Origin of the sequence: Occallatibacter sp., from assembly GCF_049582745.1 — a bacterium.
Classification (GTDB): domain Bacteria; phylum Acidobacteriota; class Terriglobia; order Terriglobales; family Acidobacteriaceae; genus Telmatobacter.
On record NZ_JBAUUO010000170.1, the window covers coordinates 26,594 to 41,312 of the forward strand.

Sequence of the window (14,719 nt, forward strand, 5' to 3'; positions counted from 1 at the left end):
AAGCAATCCATGCGCGTCAGTTGGCATGCGGAGACGGAGGGCCGGCGGGAAGAGCGATGACGAATTGCTTGACGTCTTTGCGCTGTCGTTGAATTTCAGCCGCCGTTTGTCTTTCAATTTCTTCATGCTTCTGAAACTCGAACTTGGCCTTTTCCTTTTCGCCGACATGTTCATAGGCGATTCCGAGGCGATAATGGGCTTCGCTCAACTGCGGATTGACCTCGATGGCCTTGGAGTAGAAGCCGATCGCCTTTTGATATTCGTGCCGCGAAACTTCGAGATTGCCAAGCTGCAGGTAGGCATCGGCGCATTTCGGGTCGATAGTGATTGCCTTGGTCAGCATGGTCTCCACCTGCTGCATTGTCGGCTGGTCCGTCGACGTGCCGTTCTCTTTCCAAAGAGCCATCGCAAAAAAATAATTTGCGAGCGCATTATCCGGTTGCAGTCGAACAAACCGCTCCAGCTTCTGGCTCACACACGCCAGGGGGTTGGGAGCGGCAATCTCGATCTTGCCCATGAACGTGTAGGGCTCAGGGTCTGCCGGATTGAGATCCGAAGCTTCGCAGAGACGATGTGCTGCCTCGTCGTAGAGTGCACCCGCGAACATAGCTGCACCCAGAGCGGTGAGCATCCTGACGGATTTCGGGTAGGTCTTCACCCCTTGCTCGAAAACCGCCTGCGCCTGCCATACTGCCCGGTGATAAAGCAGCTCGGAGCCCCATTCGAAGTAGTTCTGTTCGCTGGGATCCATGCGTACCGCCTGTTCGTATTCGTGAACCGCGGTCAAAGGGTCGCCGAGTTTTTCATCGATTGAGCCGGCGAGACGGTGCAGGTCCGCTCCGTCGTGATTTGCCAGCAGATTCTGCACATGATCACGCGCCTGCGACAGGTCGCCGACCTTCTCGCAGGCTTGCGCCAGATCGTATTCATTATCAAAGTCGCCGGGCTTGATCTCGTACGCGGTCTTCAACAACGTAGCGGACTCGGGATATCTGCCCTGACGCAGATAGAACTCTCCCAACCGATGGTTCGCTTCAAAATCCCCGGGCGCGCTCCTGAGCGCTGTGCGAAGCCTTTCTTCTGCAACTCTGGCGATACCTGCCTCAGCGGGTGTGGCTGCCGCGCCCGGGCCGGCAGAACCGGGCTTGAGCGTGAGGGTCTCTCGTGTGAGCGCCTCGCTTGTGCGCAGACTGGTGTCTGACCCATGTCCGCCGGCAGCAGTCCAATCCGTGACACCGGCAACTGCGAAGTTCGGATTATCTGCGAATTCCATGGCCTTCACTCGGGCTGCCGATTCGGAGTCCGATTTGCCGCCGGTCGCCGCCGGGCCCTCGAGTCGGAGATCCACATGGAGCTGATCGTGGAGCGATGAGATTTTCAGTGTTGCGACACGGCTGCGGACACCCGCCTTCTCGGCAATCAGGACATAGGTACCCGTCGCAAGCCCGGAGAATCTGTATTCGCCTCTTGCGTCTACAACGGCTTCAGCCCGCGAAGCGCCATCCTGCTGAAGATAAACGGTTGCGCCGGCAACCAGATTACCCGCTGAATTCACCACCCTGCCGTGAACAGTCGCGTTTGTTGAAACATTGGATAAGTCGGTTTGCGCTGAAGCATTTGGATTGAATGCGCCGCACTCCATCCCTAAAAAAAGCGCAGCGCAAATAAGAATCCTCTGACAAACGATTCCCAATGGAAAGTTTGCCCCCGGTGAATCCACAGCCGCAGCAGATTCTCTTACGGAGTGATGTTGATCGATAGTGGTTGCAACCTTGAGAACCATAGTCGGCCAGACAGCTTACATATTAAACTTCAGCCCGTTTGGCCGGCGATGCCGGGGTTGCGCACGAACGCCATGCAGCCAAAGGCCCCAAAAAGCTCATCGCAATGGCGGAGAAGCAACAATCTGCCACGCCGTGATTCTGCTCCAATTCAGCCGTGTGGAGAGCATGCCACTCATTTGATAGCCAAAACTCAATTCAGCTTCTTCAAATCCGGATACCGTTTATAAATGAGCCGCTGACAGTCCGGAGGCAGTTGGCCCAACCGCATTGGCTTGTCCTGGGAACGTGTTCCCTTCTGGTTCAGCACGTTCATCAGGCTCCATTCGCGCTGAAGTCGCTGCGGTTCTTGCGCGGGCATGTCGTACCGGGTGAAGTCGATCACCATCTCGGGACTCTCCGTTTTCCAGTCGCGGAGCAACGCCAGCCGAAACTCCCGGTTCATGAACCACCGAATTTCCAATTCCTTTTCTGAGCCGGGCGCACCGGTTCCTTTGGCATCGAAACGATAGTTGAGCGACGCGTTGCTGGGCGTATGTTTGCGCCACTCCATGCCGAACGCTCCTTCGCTGAGCACTTGTGTGTCCGGCCATCGGCTGCTGACCGCCTGCAGCCACCACGCGAGGTCTTTGTCGTGGTGGATCGATACTTCCCAGATTCCAGTGACCCAACCGAATCCATTCAGAGCGTAACCCTGATCAAAGTGCATGGCGGTAGTAGCCATCATCTCGTTGCGACCGTTTTGCTCACCCAGGTTTCCAACTGTCTCGATCGGACCCACGCCCATGCGGCTGTTAAATCCGCCCTCGAAGCCGTTACGACGCGCCGCAAGAAAATCGCATGTCCAGCCGTCGAGGCATACACAGTCGATGAAGTCCCCTGGGCCTTGAGCCGGCTTCAGATAGTGCTCGCGGCTGGGATAGTAGGGATAGCAGATGCCGCCGTCGCCATCGCCGTTGTCAATGCCGTGCTGGCTCCAGATCTGGCCCTGGCAGACATGAATGCCCTCTTCGGTGGCGAGGAAACGCTGGTTGTCAGCGTCCATAAAGCCGGCGACGAGGCACTCCGGACGATATCGGTTCCCGACCATCTCTGAGATCAGTTGAAGCGACTTGTGAATGGTCGCCCGGATGTTTTCCCGGGTGTCGAACATGGGTGCGAAGTAGCCGCCAGGAATGAAGGTGATTTCATCGCCATATCGCTCGTGATAGGAGGCAAGCAGGCGGCGCGCATCTTTGTATTCCTTGCGAGTGTCGTTGAGTGCCAGCCAGCTGATCGCCCAGGTCATTTTGCCATGGGGACTACCGCGCAGAAACGCTTCGCGCCGCGAGCGGATCTGGTCGGGGCTATTGTCCGCGGCCTCGTCTTCGCCGATCGCGCGGCTGGGAGTGACCTCAATCTGATTTACGCGCACCACGGAGACATGTGTCAGGAATCGACCTTGGAGCGCCGGCCTCACTGTTCCGCCCGCCAGCGCGTTTTTGCTCAGCGGCGCAAGCGCCACGGTGGCCGCCGCCCCTGCTGCGCGGTTCATGAATTTTCGCCTCGTCCAGGAGTGGCTCATTGTCTTTAGTTCCCATCCTGCCTCGCCCCTAACGCCATCGTCTGGGCTCGCATCATGGTCCCTTATACACCGCGAACATGAGCATGATCGTGACGAGGACAACGTCAACCCTCCGGTGACTCATCAATGTTTGGCCGACCAGTGGCGAATAAAGAGAACGCCCCGATTGCGCACGACCTCCGCCACTCCGGGTGTATAACGTCAACGTACAAAAAACTTGGGCAGATCCGAGCCTGTAGCACACCCAATTGGAGGCATAATGAAAACCTTTTCACGCCGCGATGTTCTGAAGACCAGCCTGCTCGCGCCTGCCGTCGCTGCCACGGCCCACGCACTTGGCACCATCGATCCCGCCGTTCATGCCGCCGCAAGCGAAGTTTCCGGTCCGCTTAGTGCGCCGGCCAGTCTCGCCTCTGCCACGCCCGGCGCTGGCCGCGAACGCCGCCTGCTCGACTTCGGGTGGAGCTTTCACTTCGGAAATGCCGACGATCCCGCTAAAGACTTCGGCTACGGCAGCGCGTCCGCCGGAAACTTTCAGAAAACCGGAAGCTTTATGCCGGCCGGTTCCACTTCCTTTGTTGACGAGGACTGGCTCCGCATCGATCTGCCCCATGACTGGACGGTCGAGCTGCCCTTCAAGAATGATCCCGATCTGCAGAGCAAGGGCTTCTATCCTCTCGGCCGCAAGTATCCCGAAAACAGTGTTGGCTGGTATAGGCGAGTCTTCGAGCTGCCCGCCGAAGATGCCGGCAAGCGCATCACGATCGAGTTTGACGGCGCATACCGCGAGACGACGGTGGTGTTCAACGGCTTCTACATCGGCCGGCACACCGGTGGCTACGATTCTTTCGGCTTTGATGTCTCAGACTTCGCCAATCCCGGCCAGCCGAACGTGCTCCTGGTGCGGGTCGACGCCACCGGAAGTGATGGGTGGTTTTATGAGGGCGCGGGCATCTATCGACACGTGTGGCTTGTGAAGACGCACCCTGTGCACATCAAACAATGGGGCACCCTGGTCCGCTCAGAGATTCGCAACAGTAGCGCAAAGCTCTCCATCCTCAGTGAGGTTGAGAATCACGGCAACGCGTCGAGCAATGTGCGCGTGATCTCCACGATCGTGGATCCTTCAGGCTCACCCGTCGCAAAAGATGTTTCGGCCTCCGCCGCAATCGGAGCCCGCGATCAACACGACTTCTCCCAGAACATCGCGGTCAGCCGCCCTGCGTTGTGGTCGCTCGAAGAGCGCAACCTTTACAAGCTTCTGACGGAAGTTCAGGTTGACGGCAAGGCCGTCGATCGCTATGAGACTCCATTCGGTATTCGTTCCGTGAAGTTCGATGCCGAGCAGGGATTTCTCCTCAATGGCGCGCCCGTCAAACTGAAGGGCACGTGCAATCACCAGGACCATGCTGGAATCGGGGTCGCGTTGCCTGACGCAGTGCAGTACTACCGCGTCCGCAAGCTGCAGGAGATGGGATGCAACTCGCTGCGCACCTCCCACAACCCACCAACGCCTGAACTGCTCGATGCCTGCGATCAATTAGGCATGCTTGTGATGGACGAGACACGCATGATGTCCTCCAATCCGGAGGGTCTGAGCCAGTTCGCCGACCTCGTCCGCCGCGACCGCAATCATCCCAGCGTCTTCACGTGGTCCTTAGGCAACGAGGAACCCACGGCCACCAACGCCAAAGGCGCCAACATCGTCACCGCCATGCAGCAGACGGCCACTCGCCACGACGGTTCGCGCCCAACCACCATTGACGGCATGATCAACGGGGAAGCAGCCGGCAGCGGCACCGGCGGCCTCGCCGTTTGCGACGTCATCGGCTATCACTACGCCGACCCGGCGGCCGAAGCCTTCCACAAGGCGCATCCAGAGAAATTCGTGCTCGGCACCGAGACCGTCAGCGCGGTCTGCACGCGCGGCATCTACATCACCGACAAATCCAGGGGCTTCGTCAGCTCCTACGATCCGTACACCACCTCGGGTCGCGCCTCCGCGGAAGGATGGTGGAGTTTCTGCAACACGCGCCCCTGGCTCGGCGGCGGTTACGTGTGGACAGGCTTCGATTATCGCGGCGAGCCCTCGCCCAACGGATGGCCCAACATCAGCTCGCAATACGGCATCCTTGACATGTGCGGGTTCCCCAAGGACTCGTTCTTCTACTACCAGTCGTGGTGGACCCAGAAGCCCGTACTCCACCTATTCCCGCACTGGAACTGGCCCGGTTACGAGGGCAAAAAGGTCGCGGTCTGGGCCTACTCAAACCTCGACAAAGTGGAGCTGTTTCTCAACGAAAAGAGTCTCGGCGCAAAGGATGTAAAAAAGGACGGACACGTCTCCTGGATCGTCGAGTATGCTCCCGGCACCATCGAAGCCCGCGGTTGGAAAGACGCCAGGCAGGTCATGACCGCGCGCCGCGACACCACCGGCTCCGCCGCCAGATTAGTGCTCACGCCCGATCGCGATTCGTTGTCTGCGGATGGTGAAGACGTGGCCATGTTTGCCGTCGAGGTACAGGACGCAAGCGGGCGCACAGTACCCATCACCGACAACCTCGTCAGATTCAAGGTAACCGGGCCGGCAAAGCTTATCGGCACAGGCAATGGGGACCCCACCGATCAAACCTCGGACAAAGACGCGGCACGCAAAGCATTTTCCGGATACTGCATGGCCCTCGTCCAAACAGCAAAGACTCCGGGCAACATCACCGTCGAGGCAACATCCCCCGGGCTCACCTCGGCGACCGCAACTGTTTCAAGCAAACAGATCGAATTGCGCCCGCAAGTCGCTGTCTGGCAACGACCGATTCCCAAGGGCGCGGGCATCACCGGTCTGTGGATCGCCGTGTCTGCACCTGGTGCAGGCATGGCGCCCTCGTTCCTCGGCTCCCCGCGCATCTTCACCCTCACGCAGGACGGCGGAAAACTCACCGGCACCGTGGAAGGCCCGGGCGGTTGGTTTGGAGGCGACGATGCGCCTGCACCTGTTGTTGACGGCGTCGTTCAGGGCGATAGTGTGGCCTTCAAATCCGGCATCAACGTCTTCGAGGGAAAAATCAAGGGAGAACAGCTTGAACTCCAGCGCACCGTCAATCTGCCGTGGAGCATGCCCGTTCCAAAGAAGCCGGATCCCAACGGCCCCGTCATCGGCCCTGCACCCGACGGTTCCGATCCTTCCTTCGACATTTCCGATTTCGCCAGCGTTGGCAGCAGCATGTCCGTGGTGTTGAAAAGGTCAGAACGATTCAATCCAAGTCGCTAAGAGACTGCCGTGTCGATCTGCTCGCGGAACGAGACGAACTGAACCCCACGATGATGAGAGCTTGTTTCAAAAGCCAGTTTTGTAACAAGGGCACGGCCTCGGAGAACCCATTGATGGGTCGCGAGCCGAAAGGAGCTATGAAATAAGGGGTTTTACAGGGAGCGGAAAAACTCGTTGCTTTGAAAGGGCATGGCTTCAGCCATGCCGTAAGCAGCACATCCGCCAAAGGTCGGTATCGCCCGCAGCACGCAGAACTACTCTGTTTTAGTGTTCGCTCCCACGCGAATGACTGCCTGGAAGGCAAGTTTGGGCTGGCCGCTGCGATCGAAAAGCAGCGGATAGCTGGTGCGCCCCTTCACCGGCCAGTCATTCCGCCATGAATCCGCGTCCGTGACTCCCCATAGCGTTACCCTGGTGACTACATCGCGGTGCTTGAGATAGACGCCGAATAAATCGGCATAACGCTTTGCGAGTTCCTCCTGCACCGATTGCGGCAACCCATTGGCGTACGGATTAAGTTTCGGGTCCTGTCCCACCTTCATGGAAACGTCGGCGGTTTGCTGTTTTGTAGCCTGGGGCAGCACGTCGATGTCCAGTTCCGAGATCACGACCTTGACTCCAAGCTTTGCGAAGGCGGAGATAGTAGCATCCTCGTTCTCCACTGAAGGCCATTGCAGACCGTCATGCCCCTGTATGCCTACGGACGTAACCGGAACTCCCTCGGCCTTGAGCTTTTTGATCAGTGCAAGCGCACCGTTACGCTTGGCCTCATTTTCCAGCGAGTAGTCGTTATAAGTTAGCTGTGCCTGAGGATCGGCTTCGTGCGCGTACTGAAAGGCCTTCTCGATATAGTCTTCGCCGATGATCTTCAGCCACGGAGACTGGCGCAGGGTCCCGTCTTCGTTGAGCGCTTCGTTCACAACGTCCCAGCTTTGAATGCGGCCCTTGTAGCGGCCGACAACAGTTTGAATATGATCGTGCATCCGCTTAAGCAGGGTATCGCGGTCGACGAAGTTTCCTTTGTCATCGCGAAAGACCCAGGCCGGAACCTGGCTATGCCACACCAGGCAATGGCCTACGATGAACATGTGGTGCTTCTCGCCGAATGCCACGTACTGGTCGGGAAGATCGAAGGCGTACGTGACTGGCTCAGGATGAACCCGCTCCCACTTGAGCACGTTTTCCGGCGAGATCGAATCGAACTGCTCGCCGATGATCGCGTCCCCTCGCCGGTCCTGACCCGTGATCTGGGCGGCGTTGATGGCCGCTCCAACCACAAATGCACCCTTGTAAGCCTCTTTGAGAGAGGTGGGCTCCTGTGTTGTTGCCGCGGTAAGCGTGACAATGAGTGCCGCTAACGCCGCCAGCCCAAGCTGTTTCCGAGTTCTTGTTGACATGATCGTCCTTTCCCGGACTTTGGCCGGATCGATGCCGGCCTACGAGCCTGTGTTTGGGGCAAAAGCCTTGCGCCGTTGAGACAGCTCGTTGGCGATCTTCTGGTTGCCCTGGCGCGAAATCGGGTAGAAGAACAGGCAGGCAGCTACAGCGAAGAAAGCGAGTCCAGCGTAGATACTGGCGGTCAAGAGAATACCGGATTGTGCATGTGCCGACTGCACGTCTGCTCCAGATACGAAACCGTAGAACGAAAAGAGCCAGCCGGCAATCGCACCGCCGAGAGCGAGACCTGCCCATAAGGCGAAGACAACAGCCGCCGTAACCGTGCCACTGGCGCGACGACCCGTCTTCCATTCACCGTAGTCGGCTACGTCGCCCATCATCGCCCAGATGATGGGGCCCGACAATCCGTAAGCGAACTGGCGTAGCACTTCCACCGCAATGATCGTCACAGTGGAGCTGGGAGGAATGATAAACAGCGCCATGTTGAAGATGCCCGATATCAACATGCTGCCAATAAAGAGCTGGCGCTTGCCTACGCGCACAGAGACAGCGGTGGAGCAGGCAACGCCAACGAGCAGTGCGGCGAGGCCGAATCCGTTGAACCATGCGAAGAGGTCGACGTTGCGGGCAACAAACCGGAAATAAGGCAGCATCACATTGCCGCGGATGACGATGGCCGTGAAATAAAACAATGTGGCGAGAAACAACACCACCCAGGGACGGTTTTTGAAAAGGTCGGAGAGGTCCTGGCCGAGATTGGTCTTCTGCTGCGGATCGGGCTGGATGCGCTCTTTGGTAGCAAAGAAGGCAACGATGAAAAAGATAACGCTCAGCGCCGACAGCAGACCCATAGTGTATTGGTATCCGCGCGCGTCGTCGCCGCGGCCAAAGAACCTGACCATCGGGATAGCGAGACTGGCGACAATGAAGCCTGCGGAGTTAGCCGCGATCTGCCGGTACGACGCGATGCTGGTTCGCTCGTCGGGATCTTCCGTCATGACCGCCGTAAGCGAGGCATACGGTACGTTGTTGATCGTGTAGATCACTCTAAGCAGGATGTAGGTGGTCCAGGCATAGATGATCTTTCCGGCGGGGCTGATATTGGGCGTGGTGAAGGTGAGGACTCCGATGATGCCGAAGGGCAGCGCCGACCACAGAAGCCAGGGACGGAACTTTCCCCACTTGGTGCTGGTACGATCGGCAATCACGCCCATGACTGGATTGAGACACGCCACGCCCAGGCCAACGACAAGGAAGAGCGTCCCTGCCTGCGCCGCTGTGAGGCCGAAGGTGTGGGTGTAAAAATCCAGTTGCAGCGCCAGCATGGCCTGAAAAACAAAATTGGCCGCCATGTCGCCCAGGGCGTAGCCAGACTTCTCTCCGAAGGAAAGTTTCTCGATCATCACTGCCTCGTCTTTCGCCAGTGTTCCGGGACGGACTACCGTGTCACTTGTAAGGTCAACGTTTGAAGATCGGCATCGCGCGAAGAATTGCCGACCATGATTGCAAAGTCTCCAGGTTCCACGACGTACTTCATATTCACGTCGTAGAAGGAAAGCAGCGCCGGAGTGATATCGAGCGTGACCGTGGTTGTCTCGCCCGGCTCGAGCCACACCTTGCGGAAGCCTTTCAGTTCCTTGATTGGCCGCGTCACCGAGCTCACCAGATCGCGGATGTAGAGTTGCACCACTTCCGCTCCAGTGCGCTTTCCCGTATTGGTGACATCGACGGAAACCTGTGTCGATCCATCTGTACGAATCTTCTTTTTTGTGAGCCGTGGATTTGCGATGGTGAAATTGGTGTAGCTCAGACCGTAGCCGAACGCATACAGCGGGGAGACATCGTCGAAGAGATATCCGCGCCGCGCAGACGGCTTGTAGTTGTAAAACGCGGGCAGATGGCCCACCGAGCGAGGCACTGAGATCGGCAGCTTCCCGCCGGGGTTGGTATCCCCGAAGAGCACGTCGGCCACCGCGTGTCCGGTCTCCTGGCCGAGATACCAGCATTCGTAAATCACGGGGACATTCTCTGCCACGTAGTTGATGGAGAGCGGCCTGCCGTTAAACAGGAACACGATCACCGGCTTACCCAGCGCGAGCATCGCTTTTACCAGTTCCTCCTGGCGTCCAATCAGGTCCAGGCTGGTGCGATCGCCCATATGATTCAGTCCCCATGCCTCGCGGGATGTCTGCTCGTTTCCGCCGATCGCCAGCACGATGACATCGGCCTTCTTCGCCACGCGCACCGCTTCTGCAATTGCCTTGCGATCTTCTTCCGGATCGCTGGGCACCACTGCATCCTGGTTCCACGAGCCGCCGATCGTGATCTTGCATCCTTCGCTGTAGAGGACCTTCACCTTCTTGCCCGCCTTCGCCTTGATGCCATCCAGCACCGTGACGTTGTGTTTCGGCACGCCGCTGTAACCGCCCAGCAGGCCGCGGTCCGCGTTGGGTCCGATCACCGCGATGGTTCCGATCTTGTTCAGATCGAGAGGTGCTATGCCATTTTCGTTCTTGAGTAAGGTGATGGCTTCATGGGCCGCCGTCAGCGCCAGTGTGCGATGCTCATCGCATCCCACCGCACGGTCCGCTTCTTCGGGATCGACATAGGGATCGTCGAACAATCCCATTTCGAATTTCCAGAAAAGCATAGGCGCGACCAGATCGTCGAGCTGCGACTCCTTCAGCACGCCTTTCTTGACCAGCTCCACCAGGTGCAGATAGCAATCCGGATCGGGCAGCTCGATATTGACGCCAGCCTGAACTGCAAGCGCGCACGATTCCTTTTTATCTTTCGCGACATTGTGGCCGTGCGTATCGGGGCGGTAGCCCAGCTCCCAGATCGCGTAATAGTCCGACACCACAAATCCCTTGAAGCCCCAATCCTTGCGCAGAAGATCCCGCAGCAGCCACTTGTTGGCGTGCGATGGGACACCATCGATCTCGTTATACGAAGCCATCAGCGTCACGGCTCCCGCTTCGCGCAAAGCTTCCTTAAACGTGTAAAGGAAGGTCTCCTGCAAAACCCGCAGCGATACATTCGAGGGAGCGCAGTTCATGCCCGATTCCGGCTGTCCGTGTCCTACAAAGTGCTTGAGCGTTGCCAGCACATGCTGCTTGTCGCGGAAGTTCTTCTCTCCCTGGAAGCCGCGCACTGCCGCGATTCCCAAACGCGAAACCAGGTAAGGATCTTCTCCGTAAGTCTCTTCGACGCGTCCCCACCGAGGCTCGCGGGCTACGTCGACCACCGGTGTGAGTGCGTGATGCGCGCCGCGCAGACGCGCTTCCAGAGCCGTCATCGCGAACAGCGACTCCACCAGCGCGGGGTTGAAGGTCGCCCCCAGCGCAATGGGTTGCGGGAAACTTGTCCCGCCCGGCGCGGCGTGGCCGTGGAGGCACTCCTCATGAAACATTACCGGGATTCCAAGACGGCTGTTCTCGAGAAAGAACTTCTGGATGGCATTGGTGAGCACGGCCATGCTGCGAGCGTCCTTGCCGCCGCCTGCGTCGCTCGGCCGACCGACTTGTCCAAGTCCGCGGCCATTGCGAAACGACTTCTTCGCCTTCTCGAAATCGAAGTTTCCTTCCGCATTCAACATCGTCTGGGCCTTCGATTGCCATACACACAACATCTGTGCGGCTTTTTCTTCCAACGTCATCCGCGAAATCAGATCCTTCACTCGCCTCGCGGAGGGAAGCTTGGCGTCGTTATAGGAGAAAGAAGCTTTGCGGGCGGATACGGCAACTGCGGACTTCTGCTTTTTCATGCGATCCATTCCTTGGGTTTCATGCTCGCGACAATGCACGGCGATTCGTAAAAAGGAAGAGCCTGACTTCCGGCGCACGCTTCCGAGACGGACAACAGGAACAAAGAGCCCTGCAGAACCAATCAACTCCCAGTTCCGGTTGCAGCCGTACCGGACCAGCTGCGAAGGAATTGTCATTGCTGGGAATTGGATTGACGCAGACACTCGAACCAGCCGGACAAGATCCCGCCTTGCGGTCGGCAACAACGGCGCACAATCGATGAGAAGAGCCCACCTGCACGACTCCGGACGGAAACAAGCTGTTCAACGAGGGTATGAATCCGCCCGCGGTGAAAGGCTGCTCTCCGGCCCCCATAAATCTAGTTGCTCACGGTGGAAAGAGCAATAGAAAAATCGATTTTCTTGGAGATTTACTCGCGGAAATGTGCATACGCACGGACTCTTTCCAGAGTCCGAATCCGCGAAGGCAAGGTGCTCGTGTGGAAAGGTTTTTGCCGAGGGATAGTCGGGTTTCGACGCAGTACCGCTGCTCAGTTCCGTATCTCGGGTCGCATGCGGCCGAGCTGCCCTGAAGATAGTCGCGGTTAAAACAGAGAACTTCTACCCCGCCGATGCAGGATTTGCTTTGCGGCCCCTCGTCAGCAAAATGGCAGCGAGCAGCATCCAGATGAAGCCGACATACCGCGTGATCGGGATGAAGAAGTTCGCCGGAAAGGCAATCAGACTGAACCAGGTGAGTTCTCCCGTAATGGCGAGAACAATTCCAAGGAATGTGAGCCAGCGCGGAAGCAACCGCGTAAAGTGGCTGGTTACCGATACCCCCGCCGCGAATAAGCCGAAGCCGATTGCGTAGACGACTCCGCCGCACAGAAAACTGAAAAAGTAGATCGCCTTCACGACCGCGATCGAATCGGAGACATCCGGCACCGAAAGCATCCAACCGGCAATACCGGAAAAGAACAATGCAATCGTTGCTATAAGTCCGCCAAGTAGCGTGATGTTCGTTCCCGCTGCGCGAACGCCCATGTAGCGCAACCGGCTCACAGTCGTCACCGCATAGATGCCAAAGGGGACTGCGGAGCCGAAGAGGAAGAAACTGCTCACCCGCACTGCCATCGGGCTTTGGTTGAAAAACATGCGCACCTGCTCGGCAGGTGCAAACGGGGTGATAAATGAGGCGCCATGACGAAGCACCGACCCTGCCACCAGACCGGACACAAAAAGCAGGATGTGAACTGACGCCAACACGACGATGGAAGGACCACGGAATCGGGGAATAGATTTCATAACATAATCATTATTATCATAAATGAATATTATATGTAATAATTATTTTGAGATGGCTCACGAGAGAATGGAAAGAGGAGAACCGGCGTTCCTCCTCGCCCAACTGGGTGCGCACGCCGCTTCGCAATTTGCTGAAAGATTGAGGGTTCTTGAACTGGCACCGGCCGACGCCGGCATTCTGCGCCTGCTGCGGATTGCCTCCGGACCGAGCCAGCAGGAGCTTGCCGGCAGGTTGAAAATCCACCCGAGCCGCCTGGTGGCGATTCTGGATAACCTCGAAAAACGGGGCTTCCTGGAGCGGAAACCCAACCCCGACGACCGCCGCTTGTATTCGCTTCATCTAACAAAGCAGGGAGAAGAGGTCCTCGGAAAAATCGGGAAAGTGGCTCGGGAGCACCAGGACGCTTTGCTTGTCGCGCTCACTGGCGAAGAGCGCGCCGCACTTGGCTCCCTCTTATTAAGGATTGCCGACCAGCAGGGACTCACGCGGGGAGTCCATCCGGGATATCGGCTCACCGGCGCATCCAGACGCCCGGCCGCGAACACAGCGCAAGACGATCCGCAGTCCACGTGAGAATCAGGACCGTTTGTCGCCATTCTGCATTGAAGCTGAAGCTCAAGGATCTGCAACTGGACCTCTTTCGAATTCCGTCTATAGCAATCCCGTGCGTGATTGAATACAACCACGAGCGCAGTGAACCAGGGTCCTTCAGCTTGCGAATGCCGCGAAATGTTTTGATCCACACTTCCTATGTCGAGAGAAAGTGGTGTTCGGTTCATTTACGGTGAGAGATTTCTTCTGCAAAAAGAAAAGCGCGTCCGCTGGAACGGATGGCCCTCGCGATGGATGCCAGGATTGACGACCGCAGCCTTGAATCACGCGGGAATTACGGCGGAATGGCCTTGCTTTCGTGCAAACTCGTATAACGCTCTATCGAACGTTACAAGAGCTGCTTGATTTCCTGCTGCCAATGCCAGAAGCCAACAGTCCCCTACCCACTTTGAGGCGGGTTTGGAACTGAATGGCTCGGTTGCTTTCCTGAATTCGGCGTCAACGCTCCGCGGCTCTGGGTAGAATTCGACGCGTGGGTCCAGCAACCAGCGGTCGTAAACCGCCCACGCCTTCCTTAAAACCTGGGTCTGATCGCCCATTACGGCAGGGTTGGTCAGCAGGCGCAGCAAACCGATTTGTGTGTATCGCGAAAAGATCAGTCTGGAATCTGTCGGCAGATGTCTGAGCCAGCCCCACGCATCCGAACTGTGGGAATGACCGCCAACCGAGAGCGCGAGCCACACGTTTAGATCAGGAAAAAACAAGGTCATGCGGGTTCTCGTCCTCCGGGAACCTGGGTCCCAGTTTTCCTTTATCGCGCACCAGGGGTTCCGTCACCGGTTCCTTCCCTCCAGTGTCCATATAGGTCTGCTCAAGCGCACGCACAATCAGAGCACGAATGGATGTGCCTGAAGATTCCGCACTCCGCCGAAGCCGGTCGTGCAAAGGAACAGGAATGTCGACGGTTGTCCGGATTGGCATGACATGATTATGGAATTGATGACATGCTTATGTCAAGATGCGAATTAAACATACGACACTTTGGCGCCGCAACAAATCAGGGCCGCTCCCAAATGTAAGGAGCGGCCCTGATTTGTTTTAC

10 protein-coding genes are annotated in these 14,719 nt (G+C 57.6%); 2 read left to right on the plus strand and 8 right to left on the minus strand.

Annotated elements, in window-relative coordinates; translation table 11 throughout:
• Window positions 1-16 precede the first annotated feature (16 nt).
• Both WCA10_RS23840 and WCA10_RS23845 read right to left on the minus strand, forming a co-directional pair.
• Window positions 17-1,783 carry a tetratricopeptide repeat protein gene (locus WCA10_RS23840; protein WP_472825042.1) on the minus strand — a complete coding sequence of 589 codons (1,767 nt, stop codon included), beginning with the start codon at window positions 1,781-1,783 and terminating at the stop codon, window positions 17-19.
• 191 nt (window positions 1,784-1,974) lie between these two features.
• On the minus strand, window positions 1,975-3,315 hold the full coding sequence (locus tag WCA10_RS23845; RefSeq protein WP_472825043.1) for a DUF3863 domain-containing protein: 1,341 nt from the start codon (window positions 3,313-3,315) through the stop codon (window positions 1,975-1,977).
• Between the two features lie 289 nt (window positions 3,316-3,604).
• Here WCA10_RS23845 and galA point away from each other — a divergent pair, with 289 nt between their 5' ends.
• Window positions 3,605-6,613, plus strand: coding sequence for a beta-galactosidase GalA (gene galA / locus WCA10_RS23850; RefSeq protein ID WP_472825044.1), 3,009 nt, complete (start codon window positions 3,605-3,607; stop codon window positions 6,611-6,613).
• A 254-nt stretch (window positions 6,614-6,867) separates the two neighbouring features.
• Here the strand turns inward: galA and WCA10_RS23855 are convergent, their stop codons facing one another.
• The 4 genes from WCA10_RS23855 to WCA10_RS23870 form a co-directional block, all read right to left on the minus strand.
• On the minus strand, window positions 6,868-8,010 hold the full coding sequence (locus tag WCA10_RS23855; RefSeq protein ID WP_472825045.1) for an endo-1,4-beta-xylanase: 1,143 nt from the start codon (window positions 8,008-8,010) through the stop codon (window positions 6,868-6,870).
• 39 nt (window positions 8,011-8,049) lie between these two features.
• Window positions 8,050-9,414 carry an MFS transporter gene (locus tag WCA10_RS23860; RefSeq protein ID WP_472825046.1) on the minus strand — a complete coding sequence of 455 codons (1,365 nt, stop codon included), beginning with the start codon at window positions 9,412-9,414 and terminating at the stop codon, window positions 8,050-8,052.
• 35 nt (window positions 9,415-9,449) lie between these two features.
• Window positions 9,450-11,777: a glycoside hydrolase family 3 N-terminal domain-containing protein gene (locus tag WCA10_RS23865; protein WP_472825047.1), complete on the minus strand. Its 2,328-nt coding sequence runs from the start codon at window positions 11,775-11,777 to the stop codon at window positions 9,450-9,452.
• Window positions 11,778-12,377: 600 nt separating this feature from the next.
• Window positions 12,378-13,064, minus strand: a complete 687-nt coding sequence (locus tag WCA10_RS23870) for a hypothetical protein (RefSeq protein WP_472825048.1) — start codon at window positions 13,062-13,064, stop codon at window positions 12,378-12,380.
• A 67-nt stretch (window positions 13,065-13,131) separates the two neighbouring features.
• Here WCA10_RS23870 and WCA10_RS23875 point away from each other — a divergent pair, with 67 nt between their 5' ends.
• Window positions 13,132-13,638, plus strand: coding sequence for a MarR family winged helix-turn-helix transcriptional regulator (locus tag WCA10_RS23875; RefSeq protein ID WP_472825049.1), 507 nt, complete (start codon window positions 13,132-13,134; stop codon window positions 13,636-13,638).
• On the opposite strand, the gene WCA10_RS23880 is transcribed toward WCA10_RS23875, so the two are convergent.
• The gene (locus tag WCA10_RS23880; protein WP_472825050.1) at window positions 13,577-13,810 is read right to left on the minus strand and encodes a sigma factor; all 234 of its coding nucleotides are present in this window, start codon (window positions 13,808-13,810) and stop codon (window positions 13,577-13,579) included. The two genes, WCA10_RS23875 and WCA10_RS23880, sit on opposite strands and share 62 nt — an antisense overlap.
• 130 nt (window positions 13,811-13,940) lie before the next feature.
• Window positions 13,941-14,387 carry a TA system VapC family ribonuclease toxin gene (locus WCA10_RS23885; RefSeq protein WP_472825051.1) on the minus strand — a complete coding sequence of 149 codons (447 nt, stop codon included), beginning with the start codon at window positions 14,385-14,387 and terminating at the stop codon, window positions 13,941-13,943.
• Window positions 14,388-14,719 lie beyond the last annotated feature (332 nt).